General features: G+C 50.7%; 23 protein-coding genes and 1 tRNA gene. 13 read left to right on the top strand and 11 right to left on the bottom strand.

Annotation, left to right across the window (positions count from 1 at the left end):
* Nucleotides 1–36: 36 nt before the first annotated feature.
* The 6 genes from plsY to SIB64_RS15260 form a co-directional block, all read right to left on the bottom strand.
* The gene (gene plsY / locus SIB64_RS15285) at nt 37–624 is read right to left on the bottom strand and encodes a glycerol-3-phosphate 1-O-acyltransferase PlsY (RefSeq protein WP_413443058.1); all 588 of its coding nucleotides are present in this window, start codon (nt 622–624) and stop codon (nt 37–39) included.
* A gap of 111 nt (nt 625–735) precedes the next feature.
* Nucleotides 736–1,743 (bottom strand): DUF3086 domain-containing protein, encoded by a 1,008-nt coding sequence (locus SIB64_RS15280; RefSeq protein WP_413441040.1) that lies wholly within the window; start codon nt 1,741–1,743, stop codon nt 736–738.
* Between the two features lie 650 nt (nt 1,744–2,393).
* A complete protein-coding gene (locus tag SIB64_RS15275; RefSeq protein ID WP_413441039.1) occupies nt 2,394–2,552 on the bottom strand; it encodes a hypothetical protein in 159 nt (52 codons plus the stop codon).
* 94 nt (nt 2,553–2,646) lie between these two features.
* Nucleotides 2,647–3,057, bottom strand: coding sequence for a DUF3119 family protein (locus tag SIB64_RS15270; protein ID WP_413441038.1), 411 nt, complete (start codon nt 3,055–3,057; stop codon nt 2,647–2,649).
* The gene (locus SIB64_RS15265; RefSeq protein WP_413441037.1) at nt 3,054–3,803 is read right to left on the bottom strand and encodes an MlaE family ABC transporter permease; all 750 of its coding nucleotides are present in this window, start codon (nt 3,801–3,803) and stop codon (nt 3,054–3,056) included. Before SIB64_RS15265 ends, SIB64_RS15270 begins: the two co-directional genes overlap by 4 nt.
* Nucleotides 3,800–5,128 (bottom strand): MFS transporter, encoded by a 1,329-nt coding sequence (locus SIB64_RS15260; protein ID WP_413443057.1) that lies wholly within the window; start codon nt 5,126–5,128, stop codon nt 3,800–3,802. Before SIB64_RS15260 ends, SIB64_RS15265 begins: the two co-directional genes overlap by 4 nt.
* 134 nt (nt 5,129–5,262) lie before the next feature.
* Here SIB64_RS15260 and SIB64_RS15255 point away from each other — a divergent pair.
* Nucleotides 5,263–5,333: transfer RNA gene (locus tag SIB64_RS15255), tRNA-Gly, on the top strand.
* 4 nt (nt 5,334–5,337) lie between these two features.
* Here SIB64_RS15255 and SIB64_RS15250 read toward each other — a convergent pair.
* Nucleotides 5,338–7,416: a glycogen debranching protein gene (locus tag SIB64_RS15250; RefSeq protein WP_413441036.1), complete on the bottom strand. Its 2,079-nt coding sequence runs from the start codon at nt 7,414–7,416 to the stop codon at nt 5,338–5,340.
* A gap of 59 nt (nt 7,417–7,475) precedes the next feature.
* Between SIB64_RS15250 and SIB64_RS15245 the strand changes: the two genes are divergently transcribed.
* The 4 genes from SIB64_RS15245 to SIB64_RS15230 all read left to right on the top strand — a co-directional run bounded on the left by SIB64_RS15245 (nt 7,476) and on the right by SIB64_RS15230 (nt 9,649).
* Nucleotides 7,476–8,129 (top strand): MBL fold metallo-hydrolase, encoded by a 654-nt coding sequence (locus SIB64_RS15245; RefSeq protein WP_413441035.1) that lies wholly within the window; start codon nt 7,476–7,478, stop codon nt 8,127–8,129.
* Nucleotides 8,130–8,258: 129 nt separating this feature from the next.
* The gene (locus tag SIB64_RS15240) at nt 8,259–8,534 is read left to right on the top strand and encodes an HU family DNA-binding protein (RefSeq protein WP_028952679.1); all 276 of its coding nucleotides are present in this window, start codon (nt 8,259–8,261) and stop codon (nt 8,532–8,534) included.
* Nucleotides 8,535–8,586: 52 nt separating this feature from the next.
* Entirely contained in the window at nt 8,587–9,480 is an 894-nt protein-coding gene (gene gluQRS / locus SIB64_RS15235; RefSeq protein ID WP_413441034.1) for a tRNA glutamyl-Q(34) synthetase GluQRS, read from the top strand.
* A complete protein-coding gene (locus SIB64_RS15230) occupies nt 9,464–9,649 on the top strand; it encodes a hypothetical protein (protein WP_413441033.1) in 186 nt (61 codons plus the stop codon). The genes gluQRS and SIB64_RS15230 overlap by 17 nt, the downstream gene beginning before the upstream one ends.
* 91 nt (nt 9,650–9,740) lie before the next feature.
* Here the strand turns inward: SIB64_RS15230 and SIB64_RS15225 are convergent, their stop codons facing one another.
* Nucleotides 9,741–9,887, bottom strand: a complete 147-nt coding sequence (locus SIB64_RS15225) for a hypothetical protein (RefSeq protein ID WP_413441032.1) — start codon at nt 9,885–9,887, stop codon at nt 9,741–9,743.
* 9 nt (nt 9,888–9,896) lie between these two features.
* On the opposite strand from SIB64_RS15225, the gene SIB64_RS15220 reads away from it, so the two are divergent.
* Nucleotides 9,897–10,232, top strand: coding sequence for a hypothetical protein (locus SIB64_RS15220; RefSeq protein WP_413441031.1), 336 nt, complete (start codon nt 9,897–9,899; stop codon nt 10,230–10,232).
* Between the two features lie 533 nt (nt 10,233–10,765).
* On the opposite strand, the gene SIB64_RS15215 is transcribed toward SIB64_RS15220, so the two are convergent.
* A complete protein-coding gene (locus SIB64_RS15215; protein ID WP_413441030.1) occupies nt 10,766–11,242 on the bottom strand; it encodes a hypothetical protein in 477 nt (158 codons plus the stop codon).
* A 666-nt stretch (nt 11,243–11,908) separates the two neighbouring features.
* Between SIB64_RS15215 and SIB64_RS15210 the strand changes: the two genes are divergently transcribed.
* Nucleotides 11,909–13,069, top strand: a complete 1,161-nt coding sequence (locus SIB64_RS15210) for a glycosyltransferase (protein ID WP_413441029.1) — start codon at nt 11,909–11,911, stop codon at nt 13,067–13,069.
* 156 nt (nt 13,070–13,225) lie between these two features.
* Here the strand turns inward: SIB64_RS15210 and SIB64_RS15205 are convergent, their stop codons facing one another.
* Nucleotides 13,226–13,972 (bottom strand): glycosyl transferase family 90, encoded by a 747-nt coding sequence (locus tag SIB64_RS15205; RefSeq protein WP_413441028.1) that lies wholly within the window; start codon nt 13,970–13,972, stop codon nt 13,226–13,228.
* Between the two features lie 1,666 nt (nt 13,973–15,638).
* Between SIB64_RS15205 and SIB64_RS15200 the strand changes: the two genes are divergently transcribed.
* From SIB64_RS15200 to SIB64_RS15185, 4 genes are all read left to right on the top strand, one after another.
* On the top strand, nt 15,639–15,893 hold the full coding sequence (locus SIB64_RS15200) for a hypothetical protein (RefSeq protein ID WP_413441027.1): 255 nt from the start codon (nt 15,639–15,641) through the stop codon (nt 15,891–15,893).
* A 220-nt stretch (nt 15,894–16,113) separates the two neighbouring features.
* Entirely contained in the window at nt 16,114–16,554 is a 441-nt protein-coding gene (locus SIB64_RS15195) for a tetratricopeptide repeat protein (protein ID WP_413441026.1), read from the top strand.
* A gap of 611 nt (nt 16,555–17,165) precedes the next feature.
* On the top strand, nt 17,166–18,950 hold the full coding sequence (locus SIB64_RS15190) for a glycosyltransferase family 2 protein (RefSeq protein ID WP_413441025.1): 1,785 nt from the start codon (nt 17,166–17,168) through the stop codon (nt 18,948–18,950).
* A 107-nt stretch (nt 18,951–19,057) separates the two neighbouring features.
* A complete protein-coding gene (locus SIB64_RS15185) occupies nt 19,058–19,831 on the top strand; it encodes a hypothetical protein (RefSeq protein WP_413441024.1) in 774 nt (257 codons plus the stop codon).
* A gap of 15 nt (nt 19,832–19,846) precedes the next feature.
* Here SIB64_RS15185 and SIB64_RS15180 read toward each other — a convergent pair whose 3' ends face one another.
* Nucleotides 19,847–20,758 carry a hypothetical protein gene (locus SIB64_RS15180; protein WP_413441023.1) on the bottom strand — a complete coding sequence of 304 codons (912 nt, stop codon included), beginning with the start codon at nt 20,756–20,758 and terminating at the stop codon, nt 19,847–19,849.
* Between the two features lie 370 nt (nt 20,759–21,128).
* On the opposite strand from SIB64_RS15180, the gene SIB64_RS15175 reads away from it, so the two are divergent.
* Together SIB64_RS15175 and SIB64_RS15170 are read left to right on the top strand one after the other, a co-directional pair.
* The gene (locus SIB64_RS15175; protein WP_413441022.1) at nt 21,129–21,332 is read left to right on the top strand and encodes a hypothetical protein; all 204 of its coding nucleotides are present in this window, start codon (nt 21,129–21,131) and stop codon (nt 21,330–21,332) included.
* Nucleotides 21,329–22,273: a calcium-binding protein gene (locus SIB64_RS15170; RefSeq protein ID WP_413441021.1), complete on the top strand. Its 945-nt coding sequence runs from the start codon at nt 21,329–21,331 to the stop codon at nt 22,271–22,273. Before SIB64_RS15175 ends, SIB64_RS15170 begins: the two co-directional genes overlap by 4 nt.
* Nucleotides 22,274–23,150: the final 877 nt, after the last annotated feature.

The following is a 23,150-nucleotide window of genomic DNA, read 5'->3' as shown; positions in this document are numbered from 1 at the left end:
TTCAATCCATAAGGCACATCAAGCGCTCTTTTGCTGTTACCCGATTCGAGGTTCGGTGCCGGCGATCAGCCGTTGGATGTTGCTGCGGTGCCGCCACAGCACCAACACCATCGCCACGAGTGAAACGGAGAGATAGGCCGCGCTCTGCCCTGAAAGGATCATCAGCAGCGGCAGGCTCAATGCGGCTACCACGCTGGAGAGCGACACGATCCTGAAGATTGAGATCACGGCCATGAACATCCCGAAGCTGGCCAGCCCCACTGGCCAGGCCAGGCCCAGAAACATGCCGAATCCCGTCGCAACCGCCTTTCCTCCCTTCCAGCCCAGCCACACCGGCCAGATGTGACCAGCCAGGGCTGCCAGTCCCGCCAGCACCTGCATCCAATCGTTCAGCCCAAAGCTTTTGGCCAGAAGCACTGCCAGGGCGCCCTTGCCCAGATCCACCAGAAACACCGCCAGCGCCGGTCCCTTGCCCACATTGCGCAACACATTGGTGGCGCCAGTGCTGCCGGATCCGCAGTCGCGCAGATCGATGCCCTTCAGCCAGCGGCCGGTGAGATAGCCGCTTGGCGTGGAGCCAAGCAGGTAGCCGATGGCCAGGAGCAGCAGGGCGATGGGAATCACAGCAGTGGTGCGGATCGTGCAATGAGGCAGGAACTGAAGCACAGCAGCGCGGTGCTGTGTGCAGGGGTTGGCGCAGGATCGAGCCCCTGGTCTTGGCAGGATTGAGCTTGCTTAGAGCAGATCATCGTTGTCGTCGAGCTGTTCTCCCGGCCCTGCGGCATAGGCCAGCCAAAGCGGGAACTGCAGTACGGGGATGTCGACACTCCGCTCGGCGGCATCGATCAGGATCAGGGGAACTTCGCCGCGTTCCTCAAGGCGATCCGCCCGTTCCACCAATGCTTCCGGGCGTTCAAACAGCACAATGCCGCTGTTGGGGCCGAAGTCTTCCCGGCCCAGGCCCAGGGCATCCTGAAGACCGCGCCGCCACTCACCGAGCCGTTCAGGACCGCCCGCCAGCACCAGGCATTGGAACTGTTCGCCGTAGAGCTCTCCGATGATCGCGATCAGGGCCGCACTCACCAGGACGTTGCGGGGGCGTGTGCCGCGACTGGGCTGAGCGCCGCGTCCGCCCTGATTGAAAAACCAGTCCTCGAGCAGGGTGATGTCGCGGCTGTCGATGCTGCGCCGCAGGGTCCAGGGATCGGCATAAACATCCGGCTGCTGCAGGAAACGCTCCAGGGCACTGCGAATCAAGGCCTCATCGGGCTTGAAGGTGTCAGCCAGCGCTGCCGCTGGAGCGACGGGGGCTTCGGCACTGGGCTGGCTTGCGTCCTTCTGCTGATCCAGTGGAGAGGGTTGCACCACCATGGGCTGCACCACCAGCTCAAGCTTTTCGACGCTTTGAACAAGGTCTTGCAGGGCGCCGCCCAGGTACTCCTGAAAGCCCTTCACGCGGCGCGCGATCGCGTCGGACTGGCCGGTGAAGGAGGCTTTCAGGTCGTTCTCCAGCTGTTGCTTGCGGCTGCTTAAGGACTGAATCTCCTGCTCAAGGGCATCTCGGCGGCTTTGCAGATCCTTGAGAGCCAGTTCGATTAAGGGCTCTGTTTCGTCTGAGGAAGCTGCATTGGCGGGTCTTGTCTCAGGTGAATCTGAAGGGGGCTCCGCCTCCGGTGCATCCTGTGGCGTCAGGTCGGTGTCGTCGGGCATCTCGGCTTGGCCTGATGTCGTCACATCTCCCATTCAAGTCAATCGGCCGAGCACAGGATCCCGCTATACATTGCCAGCGATGGCTGGCACGTTATTGTGCTAATTGCGTAACTGCACCGTGTTGATATCGTTTAAGACGGCTGGGTGTCTGGTTCTTTATTTATGCCTCCGCCTCGGGCGCCATCATCAAATTGACGATGGATGCTCCTTGCTCCTTGTTCTCCCGGAATCGAAGCGGGTTGGCTGCTCGCTGAAAGTCCAAGGGGGTGATTGCAAGCATCTGCTCCCGATCGGTGCTGGTTTATTCAGGGCCGCATGGCTCCCGAGCTGGTCGAGATTTTGAATGGGCGGATAAATATTGAGGAAACATTAATGATTACGGAAATATTGAGCCTTTGCTTTTTTGTTTCTTTGTCTTGGAATTGACGAATTGTCTTGGCAAATCTCCTTACCTTGGCTGGAACGCAATGCAACCCTTAAATGTGCCCTTCCGAACTTTCTTCATTGAAATGGAGTGAGGAGGGAGAGTTGTCGCCACAAGACACCTGGAAATTGGTTGCAAGGCTCACGAAAATCGAAGAGCAGGACAAGGCTTCATCTCTATTGCACTTGTCCTCCAAGCACACACATGGAGAGCATCGCCGATCGCGAGCTCGGCATTCTTAGTTGGACGAAATGTCGTCTTAGGACGACTGACCGGCTTCGCTGATCACGCTGCGCCACTCAGGACCAAAGGTTTGACAAAGTTCCTGCTCTTCTGATTTTAGATAACGCTTGCGTTGGGCTGACTCATGCCCGTACCACTGTGGAGCTGTTTTTCTCAGGAAGTCTTTCTTTTTCATGCTTTTATCTTCGTCGGTCGCCTGTCTTACATCAGTTCAGCCTGAACTGTTTGCTTTTTGACCGACTTTTTTACAGATTTGAGGGGGTGTTTTGTTAAGGCTTACTGTCTTTCTCCGGTTGCTCAAGGGTCCCCAGCCTTGATTCAAGCTGTTCTCTCAGCTCTCCTGGACTGAACAGGATCGGTAGGAAGTGGATGCTTTTGGTTTCGCGGAAATAGAACAAGCCCGGTAGCCATGGCGCGAACAGGCGCCAGGCCAGCCATTGGTCGTAGGGGAAGCGCCGCAGCTCGCGGCCGTTTTGCCAAACGATCAGGGCCCGTTCTTCAAACTCCAGCCTGAGGCTGGCGGTTTGGATCAGCAGGAACAGACCAAACAGCACCACCACCAGCGTCGGCCAGGGGTTCCAGGGAAGCGGCAGCAGCAGCAATGCTGCTCCTAGCCCCACCACCAGAAGCGGCAGTCGCGGATCCGGGGCCAGGGTCACGTTTGCGGGAGAAGAGCTCATATACCGAAGAGAACCTGGGTCAGAACGACGTCCATGATCGACACAAGAATCAGGGTCATGACGACGGCGCCGGTGGTACTGGTCCCCACTTCCTTCGGGCCGCCTTTGGTGGTGAGCCCCCAGCCGCAGGCCACCATCGCGATGATCATGCCGAACACCAAGGCCTTCACCAGCATGAACGGCAGGTCCTGAGGGTCCATCCAGCTCCGGACGGAGCTCCAGAACACCTGAGGTGGAATGTTGTAAAACTCGGTGCTGGTGATCTGGCCACTCCAGATCGCCATGATGAAAAAGAAAAAGCACTGCACCGGAGCCATCACCACCATGGCGATCATCCGGGGCACCACCAGGTATTCCACGGGGTCGGTGCGCAGCATTGTGATTGCATCTATCTGTTCGGTCACCTTCATCGTTCCCAGCTGTGCGGCGTAGGCCGTCGCCACCTTTCCCGCCAGGAGGCAGGCAGTGAGCAAAGGGGCGATCTCCCTGGCCAGGCCGATCGCCAGAATGCCTCCCACGGTTGAGCCGGCTCCCTGGCGGGTGAGTTCAGCAGCCACCTGAATGTTGAACACCGATCCAGCTGCGACCGAGATGATCAGCACAATCAGCACACTGCCAGGGCCGGCCTCCATTAGTTGATCCAGCAGATCGACCGTGTTGATCCGTCCTTTCAAGGTGGCTGCCACCGCCTGACCGCCGATCAGGAAGCTAGCGCCGAGTCGTTTCAGCCAACGGGGAGTGTTCATCCGGCGTTGACGTGCAAATGGGCGCCACGATCAGGCCAGCCTCGCATCACCACAAGCCCAAGCAACACAAGGATCGCAGGAATCAGCCCCATGCAAAGCCGGATGGCCAGCTCGGCAGATTCCGGTTGTTCGATGAAACTCAAAGCACCGCTGCAACCTTCTTCCTTGCCGGAGATGTAGCCGGTGAGCGAGAGCAGGCTGCCGAAGACCGACATCGTCAGACCGATGATTAACTTTTGGCCGAACACCATCCAGGCGGTGTAAAGGCCGGCGGGTTTCTCTGGGTCGGCATCGATCGCATCCGGCAGCAACGACCAGGGGATCAAGTAAGCGGTTGCGGCACCGAAACCCACCAGAGCAATCAGCCCCACAAGAGGCAGGAGCTCCGCAAGGCCGGGGCTGTCGGAAAGGGTTGGGAACACCATCGACAGCAGACAGGCCGCGATCCAGAGGCCAGCACCCAACCTCAGTGTGCTGATTCGTCCGCGTCGATTGCTCATCAGGCTCCAGAGCTGCAGTCCGAGTAGGGCGGCGATGTTGAACGCCAGCAGCAGCGCCGTCGCCTGCGATGACGGCACATGCACCACCTGCACCAGCCAGATCAGGGCCACCACCTGCATCAGCTGCACCGCAAACCAGAGCAGCAGGTAAAGGCTGAGCACTTTGGTGAAGCGCGGGTTGGTCATCACACGCCTCAGTTGTTGTTGTGGTGGTTCCGCGTTCACGCTTGGGCGCTGAGCCCGTTTGGCGAAGGGGGCCAGGCCCCAGCAGCAGAGCAGCGTGGCGGCTGCGGCAACCGTGCCTGTGATCTGACCCATCAGGGTGTAGCCGCCTCCGCCTTCCCGCAGCACCACAACCGCGACGGATAAGCCGATCGTTCCGGCCAGGATCGAGCCTGTGAAGCGAGCGGCATTGAGCCGGGTTCGAATCGATGTGTCCGGCGTCAGCTCAGTGGCGAGGGCCGCATAGGGCAGATTGACGCTGGTGTAAGCGGTCATCAGCAGGATGGCAATCACGGCGTAGTAGGCCGTGCGCTGCCCGACATCACCCGGGGGAACCCACCACATCGCCGCGAGGCTGATGCCCAGGGGTAGAGCCGCAGTAAGTATCCAGGGCAGGCGTGGCCCCCAGCGGCTCTCGGTGTGATCGCTCAGCCAGCCGATCAGCGGGTCGTTGAGGGCATCCCACACCTTGATCACGGTCAGGAGTGACCCTGCAATGAAGGCAGGTAGCCCTGCATCGCAGGTGAAAAAGGGAAACAGGTAGAAGCCGAGCTGGGTGGCTGCCAGGCCTGTGCCGGCGTCGCCGAGCCCGTAGGCAAGCATCAGCCTTCGCCGGGATCCACCTCTGGGTTCGTCAGACGATGTCAAGCGGTCGCATGTTGCAGGCGGACAGTCATAATGAATGGGTACCAATGCACGTTCCACCACATTTTCATGGGTGGTGCATTTGTACTAGTGCGGGCGTTGTGTAATGGTAAGACCTCAGCCTTCCAAGCTGATGACGCGGGTTCGATTCCCGCCGCCCGCTTTCCTCAGAGCTTTAGTCCGTTCGCTGCTTCGCGGGCTAGCAGCAGCACGAAACTACGGCTTTCCATTGGGATCTCCAGATCGGTAAAGGGGACCGGTTCCTCAGGGAGGTCCATCGGGCTTGGCATCGATGTGTCGATCACTCGCATCCAGGGGGATGCCGGTACCGGCAATTCGAATTTCAGGTGGTCTTTGTACGCGTTGAAACCCATCCAGAGCAGCGCCCCCCTGCTCCCCATGTGCAGGCTCGTCGCCAGGGTTCTGGACCATTCGGCCCAGTCTGGTTTGCTCAGTGAAACGCCGTGCCACTGGCGCAACACATCCCCATGGTCGTGGGGTTGTTTGCTGGCTGTTTCACGTGGTGGCACCAGCGGATTGAACAGTTGCGGTAGCGCATTGCGCAGGCTCAGCAGCCGGCGCATGAACACCAGCAGAGCCTGGTCACACTGGTCTGGATTCCAGGGCATCCAGCTGATCGGACTGTCCTGACACCAGCTGTTGTTGTTGCCTCCCTGGCTCCGGCCGATTTCATCGCCCATCGACAGCATCGGCACACCGCGGGCCAGCAGCAGGGTGCTCAGAAGATTGCGCTGTTGCCGCTGGCGTAAGGCGATGACTGCTGCATTGGTCGTCGGCCCCTCTACACCGTGGTTCCAGCTGTTGTTGTGGTTCTCTCCATCACGGTTGTCTTCGCCGTTGGCGAGGTTGTGCTTGCGGTTGTAGCTGACCAGATCCGCGAGGGTGAAGCCGTCGTGGGCGGTGATCAGATTCACTGAACGGCCCAGAGCGACAGGCTTTTTGTTGTAAAGATCCGGACTGCCCTTGAAGCGTTGGGCCAGGGTCCAGGTGCTGTGGTCGTCTCCTTTCCAGAACCGCCGCACTCCGTCGCGGAAATGACCGTTCCAGGTGCCGATGCGCCGAGCTGGAAAATCCTCAAGCCGGTACAGCCCGCCGCAGTCCCATGGTTCGCTCACCAGTTTCAGGTCGCTCAGGAGCGGATCGGATTCGATCGCCTCGAACAGTGGCGGCTTGTCCAAGGGTTTGAGCCCGTCACCCCGGCTGAGGGCGATGCCCAGGTCGAATCGAAAGCCATCCACCCCCAACTCCAGGGCCCAGCACCGCATCGATTCCAGAATCAGCTGCATGCTGATCGGCTGGTTGGCGGCGATTGAGTTGCCGCATCCGCTCACATCGAGATAGTCACCGTCCTCGTTTTGGTGGTAGTAGGTGAGGTCGGCAAAACCACGCCAGCTGAGAATCGGGCCGAGGCGATTCCCCTCGGTGGTGTGGTTGTAAACAACATCCAGCAGCACTTCGATGCCGGCGTCATGGCAGGCCGCCACCAGTTGCCGCATGTCGTCCCGGGCCTGGTGGGGATCTGTGCTGGAGGCAAAACCCTGGTGGGGCGTAAACCAGCTCAGCGGGCTGTAACCCCAGATGTTGTCGCGCCCTGGCGGGGCATCCGCCGGATCAAAGGCGAACACAGGCAGCAGCTCGATCGCTGTGATGCCGAGATCCTTGAGATAAGGCAGTTTCTCGATCAGCCCCAGATAGGTTCCCTGCCGTTCTGCCGCCACGCCTGAATCGGCTCGGCTGGTGTAGTTGCCGACGTGCAGCTCGTAGATCACCGTGTGCTGCCAGCTGTTCCGCGGACGGGGGTGCGCAGCGAAATCGAATGGGTCGCGCTCGGTCACCACGGCTTTTAGGCAGGCGTGGGCATTGGTGCAAGGCCCCGTTGCCAGCATCCGGTCGTAGACCTCCCAGCCGCTGATGGCCCGTGCGGCGGGATCAAGCAGCACCTTGGAGGGGCGGAAGCCGTGGGCTCCAGGGGCGAGTGGGCCAAAGGCTCGATAGCCGTAGCAGCAGCCGATGCCGAGCCCCTCCACTTCGATATGCCAGTAGTCGCCGGATCGGTGCTTGCGACGGTCGAGCTCGATCACCCGCGCAGGGGTTTTGTCCTCACTGTCTTCGAACAGCAAAAGCTCCATTCGGTCCGCTGAAGGGGCGGCGACGGAAAAATTGACTCCCTTCTCGGTCAGGCTGCTGCCTAAGGGCCAGGGTGATCCTGGAAAGGTGCTGCTCACAGCTCAGGGACCTGGCAACTTCAAACTAGTGGTTTGGACCGGTCTGCAACGTTGTGACAATGACCACAGCCCTGGAGGCCGGTCGGCCTCCACAGCAGCTGCGCCCTGATCTATGGATCTTTCCTCCGAATCGGGATTGCCAGGGGGGTAGCTCCTGGTGGCTGGAGTGCGGTGACGAGCCGGTGCTGGTCGACTGTCCTCCTTTGACTGAGGCGACTCTCACTGCGCTTGAGCAGTTGGCCGCTGGACGCAAAGCACGCATCCTTCTCACCAGCCGGGAGGGCCATGGGCGTCTGCGCCGGATTCAGTCGGCCTTCGGTTGGCCTGTATTGGTTCAGGAACAGGAGGCGTATTTGCTGCCTGGAATTCAACCCCTGGAAACCTTCGATAGGGAACATCGCACCGGCGGTGGCCTTCAGCTGCTCTGGACACCGGGTCCGACGCCTGGCAGTTGTGTGATCCATGCACCCGCCCCCACCAACCTGCTGTTCTGCGGGCGTTTGCTGACGCCGCTGGCCCCAGGCCGCCTCGGTCCGTTGCGTCATGGCCGCACATTTCACTGGCCCCGACAGTTGCGAAGCCTGGATCGTCTGCGGGAGTGGCTCCTCCCAGAAGCCAGGCCAGAACTGGCTTCTGGGGCTGCTCTGGGGGCGCTTCGCGGTGAGCGTCTCGTGCCCTTCAACGGTTGTGAGTGGTCCTCTGAATCGAGCTAAAGCATTGCGGCACAGGACTTGTCGCTTGCAGGGCCACCATGACGTCCATACGATTAGCGGGCCTAGGGAAGGCAGCGGCGGTCTTCACGCCGTTTCAAGCGCCGTCTCCGCCTCAACTCTCCCCTCGAAATGAACAAAGCTGATCTGGTGAATCTGGTTGCCGCTCGCACGGAGCTCACCAAAACCGATGTCTCACTCGTGGTGGATGCCGCGATCGAAACAATCATCGACTCCGTCGTGGAGGGAAAGAAGGTGTCGATTCTCGGTTTCGGTTCCTTTGAGCCCCGCGAACGCTCCGCTCGCCAGGGACTCAACCCGAAAACCGGTGAGAAAATTGCTATTCCGGCCAAGCGCGTTCCCGCCTTCACTGCCGGCAAGATGTTCAAAGACCGTGTTCAAGGCTGATCCGAGCCAGTGATTTTGCTTCAGCGGGCGGTCATCTGGCCGTCCTTTTTTAATGCTGTCCTCCTTGCCGGGGCTTCCGGACCATCTCATCGAGCCTCTGCAGGACGGCCTCTTGCTGCGGCGAGGTGGATATCGCGGCCGTTTTGCTCCGTCTCCCACGGGTGAGCTTCACCTTGGAAACCTGAGCACAGCCCTTGCGTCGTGGCTTGAAGCCCGTTGCAGGGATGGCCTGTGGCTGTTGAGAATTGATGATCTCGACACCCCCCGCAACCGAAGCGGGGCGGTCGATTCCATTCAGCATGACCTGCACTGGCTTGGACTGCACTGGGATGGGCCCGTGATTCTTCAGAGCCAGCGCAAGGGGATTTACCACTCCTGGTTGTCGTGGTTACGCCGCACCAATGCCCTGTTCGCCTGCCGTTGTTCCAGGCGGATGCTTGCTGGCTCGAGCCGCTATCCAGGCACCTGCCGCGATCGTCAGCTCAGTTGGGGCTGGTCGGACGGGCGACTGCCGAGCTGGCGCCTGAGGGTGGCTGCTGATGATCCGCATCAGAGCGGTGACGTTGTGCTTCGGCGCGCGGATGGTTTTGTGGCCTATCAATTGGCCACGGTGATCGATGAGCTGCAGCTCGGCATCAGCGACGTTGTACGCGGGGATGACCTACGCGAGGCGCTTCCTGCTCAGCTGAGTGTGTTCGATGCGCTGGGCTCCCCACCTCCCCGCTTCCGGCATGTGCCGCTGATCCGAGATCTTGCGGGACGGAAGTTGTCGAAACGTGAAGCGAGCGCTGGCTTGGCTCCCTTGCGGCAGGCTGGTTCGGACGCCGCAGCGGTGATTGGGCGACTGGCAGCGGGGCTCAACCTTGTCGAGCGTGAAACACGCATCTCGGCCAACGAGCTTCGGCAGCACTTGACTCAGAAAGGTCTCTGTGCATTCGATTCTTAAGGAAGCTTTCGGGATCGTCTGGTCCGATTCCGCCCACACTGACTCAAGACGACCATCCCAGCGTGATGTGCACCTGCACAACCTGTGGAGGCAGCGGAATCCAGCGGGTTTCCGGGCAACGCTTCCGTACCTGTATCACCTGCCTTGGAACAGGGGAGATTTCGGCTGAGATGGCCTCCACAGCACTCAAACCAATGTCCCGGAAATCCCCCAGCTACCAGAAGCTGAGCTGCGTCGCCGCGCCTCGCGCGTAATCGCGATCAACTAAGAGGTGCTTTCTGCTTGTTTTGAAGAACGAAGAAGGTTGCTGTCGCCACAACGGCGAGCAACGGCACAGCGGTGAACAGCAGAAGCGCAATGGCGGTCCAGTCGGTGTACACGGAGATGAAACGGAGTTGAGGCATCATCTCAGCAAATTGTCGAATCAGATCGTGATCGGTCGTCCCGTCACAGTCGTGATCTCCCTCCTTTGGGCAGGTTTTGCAGTAGGGCCTCTCCATGCGGCAACACTGTCGGGCCTTCAATCCCATGCGATGGCCTGTCTCCAAGGCGATCGGCTTTCCTCCTGCCAGACCGCTCTGATCCAGGCGGAAGCCCTGGCCAGACGAGCCTCCGCCCGCAGTGCCTACCCCTGTCAGACGCTCCTGCTTGGTCTTCAGGCGGATGTGATCATGCAACAGCTCGGCGATGGACGCGGAATCAAGGCTGTGGAAGCCGTCGGAGCCACTGCCCGGGGATGCGCTGGGCTCTGAATCTGTGCATCAGGAATCCTCCATCACATTGGTTTCGACCCTGCACCGCGCCGGATTACCGACTGGGGCGCGATCACATCCATGTAACAAGCTTTGGTGATTGTCTCCCAATCACGCCTTGGTCAGAGGTTTTGGCTCAGGACAGACTGTTAAGTCAGATGCAGGGATGAAGGCAAGAGCATCGGGAGCGGTTGTGGCTCATCAATGCTCGAATCTCGCTTTTAAAGTTATTTTGAGGTGGTAGGAATCAATCACTGTTTTGATGTTGTTTTGAGCTTGTTTTATTTGACTGGAATGTAAGTAGAACTAGCTTGCTTTAATAGAGTCGTTGCCTGGGGTGGGAAAGACTGAGCTGCTGTGATCTTCTTAAGCCAAGTGAATCTTAATCCTTGTTGCTCTGGCTCCATCACTTTTTGGGTTTGGTTTCTAAATTATCCAACCAGTCTGACAACATGCTCTGATGTTGTGTATGTGTGATTTCTGTTTGCGTCGTACAAGGATTGTGTTGAGATATGTGTTGCTGAAGCCGATCATTAGATTTTGACAGCACTCAACTGTTTCGCCTTTGATTTCAGCAGTACAAAAAAGCGATCCATGGAGTATCCAGCAATAATTGTTGTTGTGGTTCCAAATAAGAATTCAACGAACGAGATGATTTGGAAGAGGTGCTCCTTTGATCCTTTGCTCAGGTTAATCAGCAATTGATCAAGGCCAAGATCAACAATTTGAAGGAACGCTGCTGAAAGCATTATTATCGCCATGATAAAAAGTTTTTTTGCGCCTGCATCGTCATTCATGCTCAGCAGCAATTTGCTGATCGAAAGCTGAAGATTGGAGAAAAGAATCAAGATCGTAAATAAAGCGAGATGATAGATGTCTTTGGCCGCCAACACTTCGAGACTTTCAACAGACAGATTGAGGATGATCGCACCCCAAAGCAACAGTCTTAAAAAGCCAAGCAGAAGGTTCAAGGCTTGGTTGATCGATAGATCACGAAAAAGAGACGGCATCTGTTGATCTACTCAATGAACGGCTTCCATGGTGTTAGCCAGATTGAGGGGTTTCTGCAGTTGCGTGTTCTCGATCAAGTCAGGCACCTGCTATCCATTTCGTGCTGTCGTCGAAAGCAGGATCAAAGACCATAAGCAAGGATCTGATTTGCTTAGTAGCGTTTCGGTCTTGGTTTTATTTTTTTGTTCTGCCGATCAGCTCAATTCGCCAGATGGGTTCTCCATCTGGTTTGATACGTGCCATGAATCAGCTTTGTTCTGCTGATGTGCTGGATGTGTGCTTCGCTTGATTTATAAGAAAACGACGACAGTGCCGCATAAGTCGATGGAAATAGATTAGGTAGGAAACACGTTTGATTGCTGCGTCCGGACTGATTGGAGAATTTATACTTGATCAATTAATTGCCTGTAGATCTAGAAGAGATGGATTTTGGATTCCTTCTTGGTGGCGAAAGATTGTTGGATGATCTTTGATGTTTTAGTTCAGCCTGGTGGTGATTAATTGGCTGCTTGGATGGACTATCTTTGATTGAAGAAAAGTATTTCGATGATAATCTCCCGCTGGTAAAATTTTCTATACTTCTTAGAATCGATTCCTAACTGTTCACTTTCTTGCAGGGCTGCCAATCGTGAAAAGGTTACAATACAAAAGTCATTTCAATGGTGATGGCTGAGGCACTTTTTTATTACGTTAATCACACAAGCCAGTTTCAGTACAACAGTGGCATTCAGCGCTGTGTCCGCGCCTTGGCTAAAGCGCTTATCTCGGAAGGTGCAGCGCTGATCCCAGTCGCTTGGGATCATCACAAGGCTCGGTTCGTTCAGCCTAGTGCTCTTGCACTTCAGCATTTAGCTCAATGGAATGGTCCCTCTCCAGACTCCTGGCAGGTTTGGCGTGACCCTGAAGTTGAGCCTGAAGGAGTTCTCCTCATCGTCGAACTGGTATGTGGTCGGAACAATCCTTCGATGGAAGATCTCCGTTCGGCAGCACCTTGCCTATCCCATGTGTGGTTATTTCATGATGCCTTGCCATGGAAACTTGCGCAGAATGGAAGGGCTGAACTTCAAGCTGCGGCTCAAGTGCATGCAACCTATATGCACGGCTTAGGAGGTGCTGAACTCGTTGTTTGTAATTCCCATAGCAGTCGTCATGATCTTCTTCAATTTCTGAGGAGTGAGCGATCAACTTTTGAACCCTTGCTTCAACAGAAAATTTTGGCACTTCCCCTGGCGGAAGATTTCGGCAGATCTCGGCTTCCAGCTCCGGTCGCGGGCGCTGCAAGCTTGCGGATGCTCACAGTCAGCACCTTGGAGCCACGAAAAAATCATGCCGGACTTGTCAAGGCTTTGCTGTGGCTTTGGTGTCAAGGATTGCGTCACTGGCAGTTGGAATTGGTCGGTTGGTGCGCTTCGCCCGAGATCTCAGAGCTGATTGATAAGGCCCGATCCCTGGGATTACCGATCATTCAGCGCGGTTTCCTCAGCGATGAGGAGTTGCTGGCCTGCTACGGAGACGCTGATTTTTGCGTATACCCATCACTTGAAGAAGGTTTTGGACTCCCTGTGGCGGAAAGTCTCTGGCATCGCAGGCCCTGTTTGTGTGGGAGCAATGGAGCGCTGGGTGAACGCGCAGCAGCTGGAGGTTGTCTCAGTGTGAATACTGCAGAGTGGCGATCGATTGCCGATGGTTTGGAGCGGCTCTTAACAGAGCCGGGTTTTCGTCAATTCTTGTCAGATCAGATTGAGCATCGTTTGTTTCGGCGTTGGAGTGATGTGGCCCGTGATCTGCTCAGCCTGCTCAAAAACCATTCGATGATTGTCCTCTAAACATCCCTGTGAATTGTTCAACTGCGCAGTGACTGTTTCGACGTTGAAATTAACTGGGAATCCTTTTGGTTTAGTGCGCCTATGGCGGGTTGTTGGCGTGATCTTCAACTCCACTTAAACAACCTCATCAGTCCTATTTTGCCTCTTTAGATTGTTTCATAAATCAACGACAAAACTCTTCTTATTGATGAATTCAACGCCTTGTCTCTCTCCTCCCACTGCGTTTGTGTGCTCCCACTGGCGAACCAATCCAGTGATGGCTGTGATCATGTCGCAACCGAGATCCTCGAGTACGTCGAGTGCCAGTTGTTGACCCTCTGCAGCGATTTCGGCACACGGCCTCGGATGTTCTTGGCACCAATCAAGTTGTTCTCGAAGATCGCTCAGGTCATGGGCAACGGGTACGAGATGCTGCCAAGACTTCAGACGGTGATGGAACCATTGGCCCCGTTGGCTATTGACGCGGATCACACAGCTGCCACTGAGCAGTTTCCAGAGCAAACCCCAGGAATTCACATTGCCATCAAGATCCAAGAGCCAGCGATAGTGAGCCATCTCAAGTGGATCTATCCTCTTCGCCAACAGGGCCTGGCACCGAAGATGATCTCTGATTTCATGGGCGTCTTGCTCACTCTTGCATTGCACAATTTGTGTAAAAGATGCGTCTAGATGATTGGGCCATTGACGACTCATCTGACACAGTTGATAGCGACGACTTTGGGGTAATGAGCTGAGTTCAAGATTCTTTGCATCAGTACTGGATCCACGCCACAAAGCCAAAGGTTTCCGTTGTTGCCAGGGTGGGGGAGGATCAGTCACCAGTTGTTGGCGGAAGCCAAGAAACCCATGGCTGCCAAGACAATAAGGGTCTGGGATTACACCATCATGTGGACTGCTTTGCATCACAGGTGCATCGATCTTTAACCCAATTCCTGGGGGTTCTTCATCATGAAATTGAATTTGAACGGATCCACTAGCTGCCCTTCTGCGTAGTAAATTGACAGCTAGAAGCCCAACATTGAGAAGTGGTTTTAATCGTCCATCCATCTGAAGGCCGATGTTTGGAATGATGCTATGTGTTGAATCGGCTTGATTCCATACAACCCTAATATGATCGATATATTTATCTGCTTTGGCTAATGTAGACGGTGGATGTTTCCAGATCGTCTTAATATAATTAATTGAATTCAGCCCTTTGTGCTCCAGAAGCCAACTCGAGCCTGTTAGGGGATTATCACCAAAGTGCATGCTAATTGTCGATCATTTGTTTGACGATTGCGGATTGTTTTCATGATTTCAAGGGCAGAGTTGGCTGTAACGTAACGTCCTCTGCTGCAGCTCTAAGTAGTTATTTTGAGCGAGTGGGCCTGAAAATTTTAAGGATACGCGGGCACGGTAATGCTCTGCACCCGTTGAGGCAGCTTGCATTTGTTCTTTCACAATCTTTTGTGATTCTATCAGGAGTGAATTGGTGAGGTGTTGCTTCTCAGCTGCCCATGCCTTGATATCGGGTCTGCTTCTTCAACAGTGTTTTGAGCTGGCGAAGCTGTTTCGATCAGTGAGGTTGTTTTAGCGGTTTGCAGAGAAAAATATGCTTCTTGAACTCTCTAGGGATGCTGCTTGCTTTTGTTGTTGCAAAAATTCTCGCTGATTGGAATCGGTTTCGAGGTGAGGCGGTCTTTTTGTCGAGGCAACTGACAATCTCTCACCGTCTATTTAAACGGTTGCTTGATCTTCGCTCGGTCGCGTTCTTTGAGAGGAAAGCGGTTCGAAGACGTGCGTGTTAGCTTTCTTAAAGGCTGTTGTCATAGTTGTCGACGCCATTACATTAGTAGATGATTGTCATTTCTAAGTATGCTTTATTTTAGGCAGCTTGCCGCTTTTGTTTTGATCTTGGTGGGCCTGAATTTCTTCTTTCATTTGCACATCTCCATCGTGGGAAGCGTCTTGCTTACGGTGTTTCTGTCATTGCTCTTCCGTCGTTAGATATTGGCGACCTCATTGGCCCGTAGAGTAAAATTTCGTCGATTGTTGACAGGCTTAAGGCCTCACTTTTTGCGGGCCTTGAGTATGAAGTGGAACTTTCGTCTTGACCAATTTTTCTAATAGATGATGGCCGAATTGTCTTCAGAAATAACCAAGTTCTTGTAATCGATGAGAAAGCTTTATAGACGGAAAGAATCTGAGTTGCCATTTGATTGAAATGGCAATTGGTGTTGAACACTCTTTAGATTAGATTTTCCACGTTACAACCGATTAAGCGGGCGTGATGCAGAGATTGACCGGATAACTCAAGCAGATATCCCACATAACGATGGATCATTATTCCAAAGCAAGGCCCAAATCCAAACTTTTGAAGGCTTATCGGATCGGGACTACGTCAAAATCGGGCAGCGCGATTGCCAAGTTGAAAAAAAACTGGTATCGCACCACCTTTAATGCAGGTGTAGAGAATGACATGATTGATAATAGGCATCAAAACACCTGTGTACCTTATACAGTGCAATAAATTAGGTTCTTTGGTGGAGACGACCTAGATCACTTTAGATCAACTGCACCAAATTCATCAATGGCTGCTATGGATATGGAGGTAGGAGAATCGTTTACAATGGATAGCTCCTTTGACCTTTCAGATGTTCATGCCACTGACGATATAAAAGAGATTGCGTATGCTAATGAACATAGCTTTGAAGAGGTCGATGTTTGTAACGTGATCAAGCTTGACATTGATATTAAAAATTTCATGGTCATACCCGCGAACGCGTCAATGGAAGAGATGATCGTTAATGGATACAAAGTCGTCACTGTCGTACCTGAAAATTAGTTGCAAATGCTGGGGAGCCTGACGTTCAATCACTGCGCTGCAAGCCATACAAAATCCTGATAGGGAAAGGCAGGGCATGACGTTTGGTTCCTGATGTAATCCCCGACAAAACCTCACACACTTTCCTATCAGCAATGATGGTGTTCCTCTATTTGCATATCAGACATAGACAGGGCTTGTTGATAAAGGCTAGAGATGGAGCAGCCATGCACTGCTGAGGATGCCTCGTACCACAACTGCGCTTGTTGCTGCCTTAGCCCTGTTCTTCCCATTACGAAGCCCATTTGTGGTAGGGCTGACACCTGCTATGGGAGTTGGTGCAGGGTTGTTGACAGCGCAGACAGCTTTTGCACAGACAGCAGAAGAGTGGTTTGATTCAGGAAATAAAAAATACGAGAAAGGTGATTATCAGGGAGCCGTCGTTGATTTCACAATGGCAATAAAAATCGTGCCATTTGTCGCTGGTCATTATTACAATCGTGGCCTAGCTAAAATGGAAATAGAAGATTACAAAGGAGCAATTTCTGATTTGAACCAGGCGCTTAAGATTGTCCCTAAAAATAGCTATTATTATCTAGATCGTGGAATTGCAAAATCGATATTGGGAGACATTCTAGGTGCTATTGATGATTGCACTATAGCAACACAAATCAATCCTTAATTTAAAGCTGCCTATGCAAATCGTGGAAGTAGCAGAGTAAAGTTGCTTGATTTAAAAGGTGTCTGCTCAGATTGGAGAAAAGCAGCCGATCTTGGTCTCTCTGGACATATTCTCGAATGGATTCGGAATCAATGCTGACATCTAACGCTTTCTGATTCGAATGCACGCGAGACATTTCCCTTTAGTAATTCCGGGGTTTTTAGTCAATCTGCTTCCAACTGGATCATCATCTGCCAGGAAGCCGCACCGCCTTGAAGTCCTGGATCCGCTGTTCTTAGCCGCTGTGCTGTATCACACCATATCCTCACTATCTACACGCTCCATCCACACCATAGAGGAATAGAACTCCTTACAAATGGGCTGTGATCACAGCTGCAAGGGCACTTATTGTGCTAGGCATGACTATGGGGCTTGAATGCCAACTAAATAAGACAGTTCACTATCTTGAATTATGCATTCTAGATAAATTTTGATTTGATACGAGCAAGTCTGGCAATAAGGAGAGAAGAATTTCATGGTATTCGACTTATAAGTTGGTTTCCATATGTTCCTGACTCAGATAATTTCTTTGAAATGATTTATAGTGTCAATTCTGCAGCCTAACGTTCCAGGTGGATGTTTCAATTGTCGTCGCGCAGAGAGAGCGTTTTAGTTCAGTACTTGAATCTTTGCGCTCTCTATTTTCTACAATTGATAATAATGTAAATGTGGTCGTTGTAGAAGGCGCAAGTCCCGAACATGTAAGAAAAGATCTTTTGGCCCTGCAAAAGCTACGCTCATTCAAGCTGATTTCTATAGACTACTTTATTACTCCCAATGAAGCGAGAAATATTGGCTTGAAGAATGTTGATAGCGAATATGTTGTATTTGCAGACAATGATATTGTTTACCAAAAAAATTGGTTGAAGTATCTATATGAAAACGCACAAAAACACAATAGTGATTTTGTTGCCCCACTGATCTGCATCGGCCCTCCTGTTGCAAAAAAAATTCACCATGCAGGCGGTGACTTGGTCATTGTTCCAAACGTGAATACTGGGCGTTTTATTGTAAGTGAAAAACATAGGCTTATGGAACAGCCTATTGAGTCAATTCAAACAAACTCGCTATCAATAAATGCTGATATTGTCGAATTTCATTGTTTCTTTTCTCGTAGTGAGTCGATTAAATCAATTGGTGGGTTTGATGAGCTTTTGATTACGCGTGAGCAAATTGATTTTGGCTTGCGCAATAAGATGCTGGACAAAAAAGTAAGTTTTGAGTTGAAGTCAGTGGTAACTTATATGGCGTATAGATCTACCTTGATAGAGGATTTGCCATACTACATTTTTCGTTGGAGTCAGCCTTTGGCTGAAAGGTCATTAATTCATTTTCAAAAAACATGGCAAGTAGATATTAATGTTGAGCGAGTCTTGAATAACTGGATACGTGGACATCGATATCGGGCAATTTCTGATGCTTATGCAATTGATGTGTCAAGTCGTAACGCAATTTATCGGCTAATAGAGATTGATAAAAAATTTACTCAATTAACAATGAAAAGCCGCCCACGTGACCTTATTCCTAAATCTCTCCCTGCTATAAATGCCGATCGTATACAACATTTCTTCGCTAGCCAGCCTCAACAACAACTAAAGATTCATGGGCAGTTCACTAGCACAAGGTCCATGCGTGTTGCAGGACTGGCAACTATGCCATCAAGAATTGAGAGCGTGAAAATAATGCTTCCTACGATATTACAACAGGTTGACCGTCTCTATTTGTTTCTTGACCGATACCAGTCTTCTCCGGACATTCAGCATGAGAAAATAGTGGCACTGAGGTCACAAGACTTTGGCGATTTGCGGGCAAATGGCAAGATGTTGGGAATGCTATTTTGTTCAGAAAATTGTCATTATTTTGCCGTTGATGATGATATAGTGTATCCACCTGACTATTGTGAAAAGCTTTCTCAGCAGTTGACGCTAAATCCAAACACTGCAGTTGGAGTTCATGGGACTTTATTTAACAACTCCTTTCACATAAAAAACTACAATTTAGATCGCCATGTAATACATCGTACATACGGTTTGCATAGGCTAATCGAAGTCGATATTGCTAGTACAGATACAATTTGTCTTTCCACATCAACCAGCAAGATTGATGTTCGCAAGTGGAGTAAAACCAATCGTGTAGATCTTTGTTTGAACATTGAGTTGGAGTCTCTTGGCATCAAGCGGCTCTTGATATCACGACAGGCTGGCTGGATTCGTGAAATTGAGAGTTGTCAGCCCGACAGTATTTATAGGGCACTGTTGGAGGATAGTAGTGAACAAACACATTTGGCAAACGCATTTCTACAAGACAGAAATCATATGACCAATCTGAAATCTCTTGAATTAATAAGAAAAAAATAGATGCGCGATGTATAATACATGACTACAGAGGATTTAGCAAAGTTTGTTGGGAGTATGTGTGATGCCATTTACATGCGTGCTATATTTGTATATAAAATAATAGCTTTTTGAAGATTGACTTTATTATGCAAAATAGCAGGTTAGCTTTTTGTACAGCGATAAAAGATAGATACAACTCCTTAGTGATCACTTTGCCTGAAAATATTGCTAAAATACCTCAAGACTGTTGTATTTGTGTTGTCGACTACGCCTCAAAAAGTGATGCCGGAGAGCGTTGGATTTTAAACACCTTTGCTGAGGAAATTCGGTTGGGGAAGCTTATTGTATTTAGGGTGACTAATGAAATTGACTGGTCTTCTCCGAAGGCAAAGAATTTAGCGCATAGACTTGTACATTCTGATTATATGGTCAACTTAGATTGTGATAACTTTATTTCTCGATTGGATGTCAAGGTTTTTCTCAATATTGCGGTGAAGAAGATCCCATCCCATCAGTGCTCATCTCAATTTCTTGGTTCTTATGGAAGAATTGGTATTCCCTCTGACACTTTTTATGCTATTGGAGGTTATGATGAAGGAATGCTCCCTATGGGGTATCAAGATGTAGATCTTTTGACTAGAGCTTCCTCTTACCATGGAGGACATGCAAGGTTAAGTTGGAATGATTCGCCACCTCCAATTGATCATGATAAGCCAAAGCTATTTGCCTATGCTAGGGATGATAAGTTCTTTGAGGAGATAAATACGTTAAACATGAAAAGGGCTATGTTGAGAAAAGAAATGTCTGGGATAGTCATTAAAGATTCTTTTTCAAGCTTCAGAGGCAGGCTAAATGGTCGTCAATGCAATATCGATGGTTTTGGCAAATTGACTCCAATGTAGTTTTACGTGTGCTTGTTAATTCATCCCTTTTATAAGTTCATCTAAGTTGAAAAGAAGAATATAGTTTCTTGAGTGATTAGCAACTGCCATGATTCCATCGCTGTTGATTGCGATTCCCCGTGGAGAGTCGATCGCAGAGTTTTTCAAAATAATTTGATTATTGTAATCGCTAAGATTAATTCCAACTATAGAATGTGTGTGCCGATTGTTGAACCAGATGAAGTTATTTCTGATCTGGCACTTGTCAATCTGGCATTGATTTATTGACATTTCATGCCTTGGCGTGTACATCGTCATCGCATCAAATTTCCAGACAGATGACTTATTAATTGATGTACTCTGCCTTCTATTTTGATTGAAGTAATTGGAGCAAATAAATAGGCAGTTTTTTTTCTGTGACCAAAAAGCACTAGCAGGCAAATAGCCAGGGGGCAGCGTGAGTATGTCGTTGCCAATTTGGATTCTGGGGAATTCTCCGGCCTGGAAGGCTATTGATGGTATATTGTCTTTGAAAAATACACTGTGTGAATAACTTTTATCAATTGCTTCAACAATCTTCGGGTGTCCAGTTTGAACTCCTTTGTCTAAAGTTTTGCCACATATAAGGACCTGCTCGCCGCTCCAGGCGGCTGAGCAGTTTATTAAAAAGTCTGACCCATTTTTTATAGCGCAGACATCGTCTGTTTGTGTATACAAATTTACTTCCCCAAGCTTTTCATTTTGGTTTGTGTTGAAAAAAATAATTTTTCCGGATCGGTGATTTGCTGCGATAAGAATTGATTCAGTTAGCCAAGTGACTCCCGTGACTGATGCTTCTTTCTCTCCGGCCTGATGGTTTTGTGATTTCTTATAGTTGTTCGACTTGACTTCTTTCCATTGAATTACCTGAAAATCTTGAACCTGAATGTTAATTGCTGTCAGCTTCAATTTCTTAAATAAATATCCTGCAGGATAACATATTTTGTTGTTCAGCTATAGCGAGTCTATGGTTGTCTTTGCAATTATCCCTCCTACGGAATAATGGTGCTGTCCTCTGACGCATTGATATTTCACATGCCTTCAATAGGCTTGGCATGTAAGCAATGGTTTTGATTTTCATTGTATCGCCCCATCCATACGCTCTGCTAAGGCTGCGCTTGTGTGAGGTTTGTTATTCAACTCCTCGTAATTTGAATTCATACAGAACTAGCTATGGGGTAGAGCAGTCCGGTAGCTTGTCGAGCTCAACCCGAAGATCTGGAGTTCAAATCTTGCTCTGCTTGAATCAGGCGACTGGTAGAGCACAGGATTCATAACCATGAGGTCGACCATCCGGCTTTTAAGAGGCTGGTCCTTCACGCTCGCGGATTCGAATCCCACCCTCTCTGCTGCTGGTGCAACTTGGTGGAGCACCACTTTGGGGAAGTGGGGGTCGTGGAAAGACCAGCAGTTGAAAGGGGTTTTGGTCCCTGTGACCAACCTCACAGTGCACGCTGACTCAGATCATCGAGTCGAGCAGTGATTCCGGAGATGGTGTGTTCATCGACGGGGGACGACTCCCACGACATCAATCACACACCACTTAAAACAATGACTTTCAAAAGCATCTCAAAAATCCAGTCAATCTATGAGAAGTTCAAAATTGACCAAAGCGACTTGAAGCCCAAAATGCTGTGGGATGCAAAAAATCCACCCAAGCCTATCTGGGAAGACTTTAACTTCATAAGGCCAAGGGGCAATACTGATGAGAAGGGAGAGATCAATGGCACAAATGATCATGATTATATTCCTGGCACAAGTGGCAATGACACCATTAATGGATTGCACGGAAGTGACCTGATTTACGGTGGTGATGGTGATGATAATTTGCGCGGTGACAACAATGCATTTCGTAGAACTGATGGTATCGATACTATTTATGGCGGCGATGGTAATGATGTTATCCGTTCACATTTTGGCTACGGTGAGGATGGTGAAGATAGGCTTTCAGCTCCACATTCAGGAGGTGCTTATTTGGACGGTGGTGATAATAAAGACCGCCTAGAAGGTGGCCTCTTCCAGGATACATTGATTGGTGGCTCTGAAAATGATTACTTACGAGGTGGCAGTGAGTCAGACACAATGTCTGGTGGTTCCGGTGTTGATCATTTTGTCGTAGGACAACGGAACGAGCATCGTCATGGTATTGGCACTGATCTGATTACAGATTTTCAAGATGTTGGCGATAAAATTCAGTTTGAACTTGTTTCATTCCGCAATCTGTCATTCCAAGATTTGGATTTTGCTTTCAATCATGCAGGCAGTCTTATGGTTTCAACGAATATTGTTCTCATGGATGACGACGAGAGGCTCCGTGTTTCAGGCGTCCTAGCAGAAATACAGGGTTTAAATTCTCGCGTAGACCTGGAGCAGCAGATTCAACACACCGGCAATGGTGTTATCGAACTAATCGCTGAGATGTGACTTTTTTTTCGGGGCCCCTGAAGTTCATTCGATGAACTGAAAGCCATACAAGACTCTTCAAGGGAGAAGTAGGGCAGGTTGTGTGGTTCCTGATCAACCCTTGGTTCGCTTTGTCGAATGGCACACTACCTGGCTGGTTGGAACGCTTTACCTAGCGAGAGCCAGTTCTTCCCTAGGTTTAAAGCCATCAAAGAGCCGTTGAGTGTCGAGGTTTCTGTATCACCAACGCCGAGCCTAGATGTTTGAATTTAGTTTGAACAGAATCCAATCAGTAACCTCCCGTTTCGGTTGATATATGACATTCTGCTCCAGTTTTAAAACGCAATTCTCTCTGCACATGGCTGCCAACTGATTACGACAAAAATAAAAGCGATTTTAATCTTTCCTTAACCCTTCAAGGTTGGATCAATCTCCGCATCATCCCCAATCCACTCAATTCGTGTTGCAGATTCATTGTTGGGTTGTGCATGAACCACAGGAATTCAGTGATAGTGAGGGTAGTCACTCCCTAGGAGATGGAATTCCAATAATTGGAGCAAATATGAATGAGAAATAATCACGTCATATCAGAAAGAGCCGAGAAATAGAAAGAGAAAATCAGATCCAATACTTACCGTCGCCAAGTAAACGACAGAGAAGGTGGAACAGGCATTGCAAAGCGAAAACGGGGGGCGACGACGTCCTGCTACCAATGATATGTCCCCTTGAATAATTTTATCAGAAATATCTCTCAACATGAAAATTGACATAACAGTATTTAATTCTTTATTCAGATCTATTTGTTTTGTATTTGTCATGCAGATCATAGTACATTTCCATCCTCATCTTAGCCGGTAATCCCTCTTCTTCTGGTTTCTCGGCTACTGTACGTCAAAAT

Source organism: Synechococcus sp. MIT S1220 (assembly GCF_047303025.1).
GTDB lineage: Bacteria > Cyanobacteriota > Cyanobacteriia > PCC-6307 > Cyanobiaceae > Parasynechococcus.
This window is presented reverse-complemented; position numbering and strand designations above follow the sequence as displayed.